Annotated in this window: 10 protein-coding genes; 3 read left to right on the plus strand and 7 right to left on the minus strand. The window is 48.5% G+C overall.

Annotation, left to right across the window (positions count from 1 at the left end; all coding sequences use genetic code 11):
* Window positions 1-77 precede the first annotated feature (77 nt).
* Window positions 78-878: an HpcH/HpaI aldolase family protein gene (locus Pan54_RS13995; RefSeq protein WP_146504067.1), complete on the minus strand. Its 801-nt coding sequence runs from the start codon at window positions 876-878 to the stop codon at window positions 78-80.
* 94 nt (window positions 879-972) lie between these two features.
* Entirely contained in the window at window positions 973-2262 is a 1290-nt protein-coding gene (locus Pan54_RS14000; RefSeq protein ID WP_146504068.1) for a hypothetical protein, read from the minus strand.
* A 139-nt stretch (window positions 2263-2401) separates the two neighbouring features.
* Between Pan54_RS14000 and Pan54_RS14005 the strand changes: the two genes are divergently transcribed.
* Together Pan54_RS14005 and Pan54_RS14010 are read left to right on the plus strand one after the other, a co-directional pair.
* Entirely contained in the window at window positions 2402-3631 is a 1230-nt protein-coding gene (locus Pan54_RS14005) for an FG-GAP repeat domain-containing protein (protein ID WP_146504069.1), read from the plus strand.
* A 187-nt stretch (window positions 3632-3818) separates the two neighbouring features.
* Window positions 3819-5000, plus strand: a complete 1182-nt coding sequence (locus Pan54_RS14010) for a metallophosphoesterase (RefSeq protein WP_146504070.1) — start codon at window positions 3819-3821, stop codon at window positions 4998-5000.
* 96 nt (window positions 5001-5096) lie between these two features.
* On the opposite strand, the gene Pan54_RS14015 is transcribed toward Pan54_RS14010, so the two are convergent.
* The 3 genes from Pan54_RS14015 to Pan54_RS14025 form a co-directional block, all read right to left on the minus strand.
* A complete protein-coding gene (locus tag Pan54_RS14015) occupies window positions 5097-5321 on the minus strand; it encodes a hypothetical protein (RefSeq protein WP_146504071.1) in 225 nt (74 codons plus the stop codon).
* A gap of 295 nt (window positions 5322-5616) precedes the next feature.
* Window positions 5617-7065 carry an RsmB/NOP family class I SAM-dependent RNA methyltransferase gene (locus tag Pan54_RS14020; RefSeq protein ID WP_146504072.1) on the minus strand — a complete coding sequence of 483 codons (1449 nt, stop codon included), beginning with the start codon at window positions 7063-7065 and terminating at the stop codon, window positions 5617-5619.
* A gap of 92 nt (window positions 7066-7157) precedes the next feature.
* Window positions 7158-8210, minus strand: coding sequence for a leucine-rich repeat domain-containing protein (locus tag Pan54_RS14025; RefSeq protein WP_146504073.1), 1053 nt, complete (start codon window positions 8208-8210; stop codon window positions 7158-7160).
* Window positions 8211-8373: 163 nt separating this feature from the next.
* Between Pan54_RS14025 and Pan54_RS14030 the strand changes: the two genes are divergently transcribed.
* Window positions 8374-10149 (plus strand): tetratricopeptide repeat protein, encoded by a 1776-nt coding sequence (locus tag Pan54_RS14030; protein WP_146504074.1) that lies wholly within the window; start codon window positions 8374-8376, stop codon window positions 10147-10149.
* Between the two features lie 231 nt (window positions 10150-10380).
* On the opposite strand, the gene Pan54_RS14035 is transcribed toward Pan54_RS14030, so the two are convergent.
* Entirely contained in the window at window positions 10381-11046 is a 666-nt protein-coding gene (locus tag Pan54_RS14035; protein WP_146504075.1) for a SpoVG family protein, read from the minus strand.
* A 23-nt stretch (window positions 11047-11069) separates the two neighbouring features.
* Window positions 11070-11963, minus strand: a complete 894-nt coding sequence (ispE, locus tag Pan54_RS14040; RefSeq protein ID WP_146504076.1) for a 4-(cytidine 5'-diphospho)-2-C-methyl-D-erythritol kinase — start codon at window positions 11961-11963, stop codon at window positions 11070-11072.
* Window positions 11964-12018 lie beyond the last annotated feature (55 nt).

Here is a 12018-nt window from a genome sequence, read left to right on the forward strand (position 1 = left end):
CACCCTATTTCAGTTCTGTCTTATCAAATATGATTTGTTACTCAATGTTGATTAACGTAGCTTCCGTAATTGTAAAATTAATACTTCGCCAAATCCGATTCAGCGGCTAATCCCAGTTCTTTAACAACTCGGCTGGCCTCATTAACCATCATTTTGAGTTCACTGGCCATTGCGAGGAACTGCCAGCCCTGGTCGATTCGCCGCTGGCAATCTTCGACAGTCATCGTATGAATTCCGACGGGTGTTCCCGTTTTCTTACCTGCGGCAAGAACCCGCTGCAGCATCGCTTCGAACTCTTCGGGAGTTGGATCGCTGCCATCTTCCGTGAAATTCCGCATCTGAAATTTCAGATCGTTCGGCCCGACAAAAATTGCATCGACTCCGGGGAGCGAATAAATCTCCTCCGCATTTTCGACTCCTTCCGGCGATTCAGTCTGTAAAACAACGAGGATTTCATCGTTAGCATGTTTGAAATAGTCGCCTGCAGCAGCATTGAAATTCAGCGCATGAATTGCTCCGCCCACAGAACGATCTCCCACCGGGGGATACTTGGCAGCAGCAATTGCAGCTTTGGCCTGTTCGACCGTATTGACCATCGGCACGACAATTCCCATCGCACCGGCATCGAGAACACGTTTGATATGATCGTGATCGCCGCGTGGGACACGGGCCAGCGGAACGCAACCTGCATCGGCGATGGCGGCAAACATGTGGGCAGCCGTCTCCCAACTTACCGGCGAATGCTCAATATCAACGGTTAACCACGGAAAGCCAACACGCGCCATGAAGCGGGTCGCAAAAATACTTTCCAGAGACAACCACGTTCCAACTTGAGGTTTGCCTTCTTTTAACGCACGCTTTACTGGGTTTGTCTTCACTCGGAATTACTTTCAAAATTGACAATATTATTATATGAGATGGTCACAGCGGTTTCTGTTCTACAGAGTCATCGTTACATAATCGATTCACTTTTCAACCAACAATCTCGCTGACATCAATCAAATGCACCTGCCGCCCTGCTCCGGTGTGAGGCGAATCGATCGCGATTGTTTTGCCATCGTTACTGGAACGAGGATGCAGATCGCATCGCCATTCTCCCTTATATTTTGATGGGAGATGGAAATGTCCCAGATCGAATCGGCGTCCTGTGGGAACGTGATACAGGTACGGTGTCTGCAATCGCTCGCTGCCCTGGGGATAGGTATCGTTCAGAATCCAGTCGCCATTCGCAATTGGGAGATAGGTGTTGTGACCATTGACCGCCATGACATCGGGAGCCACAACTTCCACCTGATCGGTCTGGTCTTTGAAGAGATAAAATTTCGAGTCTTTGCCTTCCGGTTTCGTCCAGGCACAAATATGCTCGGGATCTCTCCAGATAAAGTGTGACGTGTAACCCGAAGGATCGAGAATGTAGCGGTTCGATCCATCAATATCGGCTGTAAACATCCGCGTATCAAACCGACCCGTCGGCTCTGCCTCTGTCCCTTCACCAGTGCTTTCCCGCCAGCGATGCAGCACGATGAATCGTGAACTGTCCGGACTGATCAACAGGTGATTGAAGTAGTTCCATTTTTCCTGCAGCGATTTGCCTTGAAAAGGAATGGCAGCCGCATCGGCCAGTGAGAAAATCAATTGCGTCTCGCCGGTGGTCATGTCCATCCGCCAGACACCCGATTCTTCCGGTGCACGTTCGGTTCGACAGGGATCTTCCAGACCGACATATCCATAGCCGGGACGCATCCTTTGAATGCGGGAGAAATCAGCAGTGATCGCCCATTTTCCATCGGGACTGAGCGTGTAAATCGGCCGAGGCAATGTTCGCGTGGCTCCCGTTTGGATATCTTTCACACGGCAGACATGCTGATCCCCTTCCCGATCGTTCCAGACAACTTCCGATTTTGATCCCGGCCGCCACTGCAGCATGCACCCCTGCTGCCAGCCCCAGGAATCGCTTTTGCCGAGGGGAATCCATTCGTCATTATTTTGAGTATCGACCATGCCAACTGCGATGCGGTCGTCTGCATTCGGGGTCCGATGTTCAAACTCGACTTCATTGGAGAGGACGTATCGATTTGTTGGATCGAATTCCAGTTTGTCGTAATAACCGAACCAATGATGTTTAGGGCCTTTTGTGATCGTGCGAACGGGCGGCAGCTTTTCGGCAGGAGCCGCGAAGATTTGTTCCAGTGAGACAAATGGAACCAGACCTGCGGCTGCCAATTGCTTGAGAGCAGTTCTTCGAGAATGAAAGAGTGACATGAAAAACCTGATGAAGTAAAAATCTTAAGAATTATGTGCGGAGCTACAATCATATGAATCAACTCTGTTACAATACGGATTCCCACGACGATGCGAAAGTGTGCAAGCAATAACTCTGTGATGACCCAAGGAGCTTCTTGTGAAAATCAACCTGCGACACGTTTTTCTGTTCACATGGCTTTCTTTATCTCTCGCCACTGGAGTCTCAGCAGAACCCTGGAATATGCACGTCATCGACAATACATCGCGCGGTGCAGACGGTATAAAGCTGGCGGATGTGAATGGCGATCATCTGCTCGATATCACCACCGGATGGGAAGAAGGAGGACAGATTCGCCTCTACATTCAACCCGCACGCTCTCTCGTGAAACAACCCTGGCCGGCGGTCACCGTCGGGAAAGTCAAATCTCCAGAAGATGCTTTTTTCGCGGATGTAAATGCCGATGGTAAGCTCGATATTGTCAGTTGCTGCGAAGGAAATCAGCAGTCACTCTTCGTGCATTTGTGCCCGTTCGGACCTGCTCAGTTATTGAAATCCTCTGACTGGGAAACTCAGGCCATTGTCGATTCGCAAAAGAAAACCCGCTGGATGTTCGGACAAGCTGCTCAGCTGGATGAGGATTTGAGTTGGGAGCTGCTGTGTGGCTCGAAAGATCCGCATGGACAAATCGGCTGGTACGATCCAGTTGCGGAGAATCCTGCAGATGCGAACTGGTACCCAATCGGACCAGCCGGCTGGATTATGACTCTCGATCAGGTCGATATCGATCTCGATGGCGATCTGGACATTTTCTATTCGGATCGCAAAGGTCCCCGGCGCGGCTGCTGGTGTCGAATTAATCCGGGAGATCGCACTGATCCGGCCAACTGGCTGGAAATCGCTATCGGTGGTCAGGGAAAAGAAGTCATGTTTTTGACGACCACCGATGCAAACCATGATGGCCTAATCGATTTTGTCTGCCCGGTAAAAAATGGAGAGTTTGAAATTTATTGGAATGTTCCCTCACAATCGAAAGCATTAAAGACACCAACATTCAAGTCTGTCTCCTTGCACTACCCTGAGAAAGTTGGAACGGCCAAATGTGCGAGGTTGGTGGATGTCGATCTCGATCATCAACTCGATCTAATCGCAACCTGCGAACATGCTGAGAAAAAGCATGGGGTTTACTGGCTCTCTGGCTTCAAGCTTGAGAATGCTGCCTGTCAAATCTCAGAGCCAGTATTTCATGAAATCTCAGGAACGGAACAAGGGATCAAGTACGATCTGATCGAAATGATCGACCTGGATGCCGACGGTGACCTGGATCTGCTCACCTGTGAAGAACGGGATAATCTGGGTGTAATCTGGTATGAGAACCCGACTCGCTAACCAAACACTATTAAGATGGCTTTAAATACTGGTTCAAAGCCATCTTGTTGAATATTTCCGGCACTGATACGATCCGGGTTCTGAAAAGACAGGATGTTTGTCTTTTTGCATGAAATGAATTCTGCTTTCAGTTTGCAAAAATTGAAGCCTCTCAGACCAGATATTTCTGGCCATCGTGAATCTGATCATGGAAATTTTCACTGCAATTGGATTGCTGTTTCTGGGTGTGCTGGGAAATTCCTGGTTTTGGACGTCGTATACAAATCGGGTTTACAGTTTGCCGATACCATCGGAGACACTCGATAAATATCGAATTGCGCACGACATCGGCATCCTCACAGTCCCTTTCGCACTATTATTCAGCCTGATTCGCGTCTCGATGACATCGCATTATCAGATTGCGGGAATTATTGCTCTTCCTCAGCAAAATGAAATCTGGCTTTTCACACCCTGGCTGCTTTCAGGAGTCGGCTTGATCATGCTCAGTACAACGCTGCTGAAAAGATTTCTGAGAATCAAGCCTCCCGGCTATTCTGTCGACCATCGGGAAATCGTTCATACGGAACAAATCCTCGGACAAAAATCACGCGGTGAAGGCCCCTACCAAAAGCTGCTGAGAGTTCCCGGCAATCAGGCTTTTTCGCCGGAGTTTAATGAGAAAACATTCACATTCGACCGTCTGCCTGCAGAGTTTTCCGGTACGAAGCTTCTCCATATTAGTGATGTCCATTTTCTGGGAACTATTGATCGACCTTTTTACGAACTTGTTTTTGAGAAGGCACAGCAGTGGAGTCCGGACATGATCGTCTTCACGGGAGATTTGCTGGATCGACCGGAAAAGATCGAGTGGATCGACACAACTTTTGGACAGATGCATGCTCCACTGGGATGTTATTACATTCTGGGAAATCACGACTGGCATCTCGAATGCGATCCCATCAGGGAAAGAATGGCTAAACTCGGCTGGCAACTTTGCGGAGAGAAACCGGAATTCATCACGAAGGGATCAGGACAAATCGCAATCGCTGGTGATGAACGTCCCTGGATGGGAAATGCTCCTAAATTCAACCAGGTTGATGAGCAAACTTTTCGCATGCTGCTCAGCCACACGCCCGATAACATCAAATGGGCGCGACAGAACCAGATCGCTTTCATGCTCTCCGGGCACAATCATGGCGGCCAGATCAAACTACCAATTCTGGGGCCAGTCTATTCACCCAGTCGATATGGTGTGCACTACGCAGATGGCGTCTTTCATGAACCACCAACGACCTTGCACGTCTCACGCGGTGTTTCAGGAAAACATCCCCTGCGAATCGGCGCCCGACCAGAAATCAGCCTGCTCAACCTGGAACGAAGAAGCGATTAAGCAAAAGAACCTTGACACCAATGGAGTCAAGGTTCTTTTGAGCGGATGCTTTTTAACTGAGATGATTGAGTCCCAGCAAGCGGTCATCAATTGATTTTAAGAATACGATTCCATATCCGGCGAATCTAAATGAATTCGATAGACTTGCTTGGCAAATTTCGTCGGACGTGTGACACGCTGACGTCGCATCATTTCTTCTTCGCTCCAGGATTGCTGAATATCACTGCATTCCGCTCGGATTTCTGCAGGAGTCGGGATATAAGGAGCAACATTGCAGCCGTTGGTGGATTTTTTTGATTTCGGTGTCGTTAGTGTTTTCATTATCAAAGTCTCCCAGTTGAAAGTTGTTGTTACATCGGTGATAAGTTGCAACGACTGTGCCAGTTCAACCGGAACCCATGAAATAACCCGGGTCACTTCTTGTATAATGCATAATTACCTGTGTTTAATAAACGAAAACATTTAAATAATATTTTCCTGAGATCCTCCTCCTTCATTGAAAAGATTGTTTTTCTTTCATTCAAATTAGATTTGGGCTGTTGACAAGCCAGATTGATCGCTCAACGACCGACTGGAATATCGGCTTCTTGAGAAGCCATAAAATAAACTGCTTAACTCAACTTAACTCATCAACATTTTCAATTTCCTCAGAATTCTCACGCCTCTCAACAAGAGCACAGAATCCGCCATCTCGGTTCGCATTTGGCAAAATTGATTTCATTTCTGAACAAGTAAATTCCGGATGAGTTTCCAGCCAGCGTGAAATCAACTGCTCGTTCTCTTTCGGCTCGATGCTACACGTCGAATAGACCATCCGGCCATCTTCAACTAGTAACTCAGAAGCGGTATCAAGCAGCTGCATTTGGATGTCGTTCAATAGATGCAACTCGGTGATCGAATATCGCCAGCGCGCTTCGGCTCGTTTCCCCAGCACAGCCGTATTGCTACACGGTGCGTCGATTAAAATGGCGTCAAAAGGTTCGTCGGAGATATACGGATCCTCTCGATCAATCAATAAGGTCTTGATGCACGATATTTGTAAACGTTTTGCGTTTTCTTCAATCTGTTCGATTCGACGCGGGCTGACTTCAGTAGCCAGTAATTCTCCACGATCGAGCATCAGTTCTGCCAATTGAGTCGTTTTCGTCCCCGGACCAGCACACAAATCAAGTACCCGCTGTCCCGGATACGGATTCAATAATTTCGCGGCATGCGTGGCTGCGATATCCTGGACAACAAATTCTCCCGCTTCAAAACCGGGAAGGTTACTGAGCCGAACTTTCTGATCGATACGAATCGACTCGGGAACCTCAGTTGTCGATACTGCTATCTCTGCTTCGCGACAACGTTCTACCCACTGGGCTGGCTCGACGGCAATCCGATTGAGTCGGACATGCATCGGCGGAGCTTCCAGGGTCGACCAACATAATTCGATAAATTCTTCTCGCGTATATCGTCGATCCCATTCGCGAATCAGTGGTTCTGGCAAGCTGAACGCAAATCCCATATAACTTGGAAAGTGTGCTTCCAGATCGGGGAAAATCTCTTTGTTCAAGACACGGTATTCATGATTTTCGAACGGGTATGCATTCGCGGCGATTTCTTTCGTCACTTGATCCGTCAATAAACGTTGTACACCACGTAACACACCATTCACAAATCCGGTCCATTCCGGATGCGTGAGTAAACGGCAGATCTCTACCGTTTCGGAAATAGCGGCGTGTTGAGAGTCGGCTGGACCGAACAGCAATTCGTTCGCGCCCATTCGTAAAATTGTCCACAAAGAAGCCTGGACCTGATCGACGGGCCGGCTGACACATTCTTTGAGAACACGGTCAATTGTCCGCTGCCGTAAAATCAAGCGTTCCGACCAGGCGACCGCCTGGGGGCGAATCTCATCGTTGAGGAACAATTCCAGAACCTGATCCCGCACGAGTTGACCGGTTGTGCGATAGCGTTCAATCAGGATATAGACGGCATGGCGAATCGTCCGCGGAATTGAAGGAGGTTGCTTCTGACGTTGCTTACGAACCTGAGAGCGAACCGGACGTTTTCGTTGTGGCATAATGTTCTTCAATTCTGGGGAGTGTAGAGCAGATAAACTTTAACTGAAAATAAAAGCGCAGGTCTGGCTGTACCTGACCTACAGATCTGGAATTACTCAGTCGTACCTGCCGGAGGAGGCGTTTCGGTTTTTTCAGGAGTCGGCTGAGGCAATGAAGACCAGAAGACTGCGGGTTGAGTGACAGTATCGAATGTTCGCCCAATCTGTTGGATGCTCGGCATTGTCATCACGACATCCAAACCCTTTTCAATCTTTTCTGGTGAGAAGATCAGTCGTTCCAGTTTCAAGCCTTTCAGGGGAGTCAAATCGGTGACTGCGGAATCGGCAATGTTAAGACGCTTCAGGTTTGTATTCCCTGAGAGTGGACTCAAATCGGATATCGGAGTTTTTTCAATATCCAGACTCATCACGGGATTCCCCTTCAGGACAGTAATGTCCTGAACTTGAGTCTCCGTCAGCCATAAAGTTTCGAGAGGCATGCCGCGAATTGGTGAAATGTCGGTCACTTGCGTATCAAACAATCCGAGCTGATCCAATTGCATGCCTTCGAGTGGGGAGATATCGACCACTGGTGTATGTTCCATCCGCAGCTTTTGCAGGGGCATACCTACCAGGGGTGATAAATCTGTGACTTTTGTCCCTTCCAGATACAGTTCCTGCAGTTTCAAACCAACAAGGTTTTGCAGATTCTCGATCGGAGTATTCGTAATATCGAGAACACGCAGGGGAGATCCCTTGATCGGGGTAATATCAGAAACTTTTGTCCCCAGTAGATAAAGTTCCTCCAGAGGCATTCCCTCAAGGGGTGCGATCGATTCAATTGGCAGTTGCATCAGATTCAAATACTTGATCGGCAAACCTTCCAGAGCCGCGATATCAGTCACGCCCGATTGAGCCAAATTGACCGCAATCACCTTACCGCCCGCTTTCGTAAACTCCGCCTGATCATTTGCTCCCAGCTTTTTACGCAAGGTTGCCACGGAAATCTCAGGCTCTCCATCAATCGCTTTGGCGATACGCATAGGAGCCTGAGTCGATTCGGATTCCTTTGATGAACTGTTCTCTACTGCAGGATCCTGACAGCCTGCAAATAAAACGAGACCGCAAAGGAATGACCAATGAATTCGGCGAGCAATCATCAGCATGTTGTTGGAAATCCTGAATGAGTTATGATGTGCGAGAAAATTAATTAATTATCGAAAACGAAGTTTGTGGTAACCAACATGAAGACAAGCTGGAAGCTTGTCCTACTTTTTGCTGGAGAATCGATCTTCAGCAGCCATCATACATAGTGAGAAGAAATCTTCCATGACACCTTCGGAATCAACTCGCGATCAACAACTTGCCCAAGCTACCAATGCCCATCAGCAGGGGAATTTCCAAGCGGCCGAAGCACTGTATAGGCAATTGCTGGACTCCCATCAGGATGACAATGTCGGCTACTTGCTCGGAACTCTGCTTCTGCAGAAAGGGGATGCTGCTCTGGCAGTGGAACATCTCAAGCCGATTGCGGAGCGACATCCAGAATCGACCGATTTGCATAATAATCTGGGAGTCGCTTACCAAACGCTCAATCAGAGACAGGAAGCGGTCAAAGCGTTTCAGGCTTCTCTGAAAGCGGACCAGAATTACCCACAGGGGTGGCAGAATCTTGGGAAACTGCTCTTTGAAATGAAACATGTCCGCGAAGCCGAGAAATGCTATCGCGAAGCGGTCCGTTTATTGCCGGACGATCAAGCCTGTCGTCAGGATTGGATCCAGGCCTTGATTACGACCGAACAATGGACCGAAGCGTCTCAGGAAATTGAAACGTTGCTTCAGAAAGATCTGTCTTCTGAAACGGAGATAGAATGGAAGACACAAGCTGCTTTTGTCCAGGCTCAACTGCACAATTATGTGGAAGCGACCCGTTTGAGCGAAGAGGTGCAGGCCCGGCAGCCGGAGAATATTTCGATTCTGGCCAACCTCAGCTATCTCTACGAACATATTGGCGAAATCGACAAGGCAATTGCAGCCGGTCTTGAGGCTCAGGACAAGGCTCCTCATTCGGCTGAAATCGCCAATAACCTGGGAGTCGCCTATCGCTCAGCCCATCGAATGGATGAGGCATTGGCGGCGTTTTCCAAATCGATTGAACTGAATCCCGATTTGCCACTGGCGACATTCAATCGCGGAAGTACACTGCTGTTGACTGAAAACTATTCCGCGGGTTGGGCCGATTATGAACGTCGCTTGAGTCTGATACCACAGCCTGAAGAACTCAACGGATTAAAACGCTGGTCTGGGGAAAAAATCTCTGGTCAAAAATTACTCATCGTGTGTGATCAGGGGTTTGGAGACTTATTGATGTTCGCACGCTTTCTCCCCTTGATTCGAGAGCGTTCCGATGCCGTCACCATTTTCCGAGCACCACCGGAAATGCTGAGATTGCTCAATGCGAGCCGAGTGGAGGGTTTACCACTGGCAGATATTTTCATTTCTGAAGACGACCCGTTGCCTCAAGCCGATTGCATGTTTCCTCTGATGAGCGCAGCGTCCCAGTTCGATCTGGAAATTGAAGGAATCGGGATGCAGAACTCTTATCTGCAATCTCCTGAGAATCCACAGATCGTCAAATGGTTGGAAAGCACATCGGTGAATAGCCAGAAAACAGTCGGCTTATGCTGGCGTGGGAATGCAGCCCAGGCACAGGATCACGTTCGGACGATGACTCTGGAAACGTTATTTCCACTCAGCGATATTCCAGGGATACGCTGGGTCAGTCTGCAAATGGATGCCAATGAAAATGAATTGGAGACATGGCCAGGAGAGATCATTCCTGCGAAAGATCATGTTAAAGATTTCGCAGACACAGCAGCAATTCTCCAGGAAATTGACTTATTGATCACCGTCGACACCGCCATCTGCCATCTCGCGGGGGCAATGCAACGCCCAGTCTGGAACATGCTACCTCATACACCAGATTGGCGATGGCATTTGAACCGCAAGGACTCTCCCTGGTATCCGTCCATGCAGCTTTATCGACAAGCCGAATGGGGTAACTGGAAATCGGTAGTTGAGAAACTTGCTGCCGATTTACAGTAACCGTTGGCGAGCCGTGTCAGTAATGGTACGAGTTTTGTCACAATCAATATGCGACTGTATTCAGAGAATCAGTCGAATAAATTCCGACCATTCTCGAATCATAACGGACTCTGCTGTTAGAGCATTTTCAAAAATGAACTGCAGCGCAAAGCAGGAGCAAACTGAGTGTTTTAAGCCATTTGATGTCCATGCGACTGCAGAAACCATTTGAAAATGGTCTAACGGGAAATATCATATGATCCCATCACCGAATGGATCCTTCGATGGGCGGTTGTTCTGCGGAATATTCCGTAAAGACTGGTCTTTATTATTTGTCGAATTCACTTCTGGTTTTGATTCGGAATCGACTCGGTGAACTTTACCGTCTTCGGTTTCAAGAGTCATACGGGAGGCCTGCTTTCCTGCTGATGAAGAATCAGGTTTTGGTGAAGGAGACTCGTGAAGATGCAGGTCTTCCTGTTCATCCAGTGAGGCAAAGGCACTTTCACCGTAGTCGTCATACGAGCAAATGTAACCTTCGTTTTTTGCCTGAATCAATTCTTCCTCGTAAGCGGAGATCACGGTTTTCTGAATTAAATCGCGGCACTCCGAGTTAATTGGATGTGCAATATCTGCATAAAGTTTAGCACGGCCATCGTCATCTTTGACGGCTCGTTCGGGACGCAGGCGCACTCCGCATTGATTGCAGAAGGTCGCTCGAAGATGGTTTTTAAAATGACACTTCGGGCAGCGGTCGGTCAGCTTGCGGCTCGGCATCGCCACAAAGACTCCTTTTGTTCCCTGAATAATTTTCAGATCGCGAATAACGAAGCAAGAATCGAGTGTGATTGAGCAAAATGCACACAGCCTTTCCCCAGAATCCTCCATCAATTTGATGCGAACTTCAGTAATCTCCATAGTCTGCCTACTCCTCGAAGTTGCTAAACACGGCTGTGAGCGACAATTACAGTTCCCAGAGACAAACTTCGCAGCTTGTTGGCAACAGAGTTTGCTTCGCGTCGATTGCGACAAATCCCAAAGCAGGCTGTCCCACTTCCGCTCATCATCGTTGCTAAAAAATCCTGCTGCTGCATCACGGACAATACAGTTTGAACATCCTCGTTGAGTTGTTCTGCTGGTTCCTGCAAACTGTTATGTAAGTGGTATTTTACACGTGAGAGGTTCGGGCCGTGCAGAGCATTTAGCAGTTCTTTTGAAGAATGCGGGAATAGGGAAACTGTACAATTTGAGTAAACTTCTGCTGTTGACAATCCGGAATCCGGCTTTACGAGCACATAAGAAATTGGTTTGCCTGACACTGCCTGCAATTGCTCACCACGTCCATATCCGATAGCCATTGATTGCCGGGTAACGAAAAAAGGAATGTCACTTCCAAGCTCAGCCGCCATCAGGATCAACTCCGATGGACTGAGTTCCAGTTTCCAGAGCTTATTAAGAGCCAGCAGCGTTGTTGCAGCATCCGAAGAACCACCTCCCAGACCAGCCTGAGAAGGGATCCGCTTACGAAGCAGAATTTCGACACCCGCCTGACAATTCGTCCGCTCCTTGAGCAGCAAAGCTGCGCGGACGATGAGATTGCGTTGATCGGTTGGGAGAACTTCGCGGGCAGCCTGCCAGGGTGAAACATGATCAATCTGCAGGGAGACTTTCCCGCTTGAGGAAGACAGAAAGCGAAGCGTATCGTGCAGATCGAGAGTCTGCATGAGCGTTTCAATTTCGTGAAATCCGTCTGATCGTTTCCCCAGTATTTTCAGAAAAAGATTGAGTTTCGCCGGTGCCTGGAGAACAAGCGGCAACTCGAACCCGGTGTGCATAATCGGACACGTCCTGTGAACCGCTATCGAATTGAATTACTTGGAGGTCATTATA

The organism is Rubinisphaera italica, assembly GCF_007859715.1.
GTDB lineage: Bacteria > Planctomycetota > Planctomycetia > Planctomycetales > Planctomycetaceae > Rubinisphaera > Rubinisphaera italica.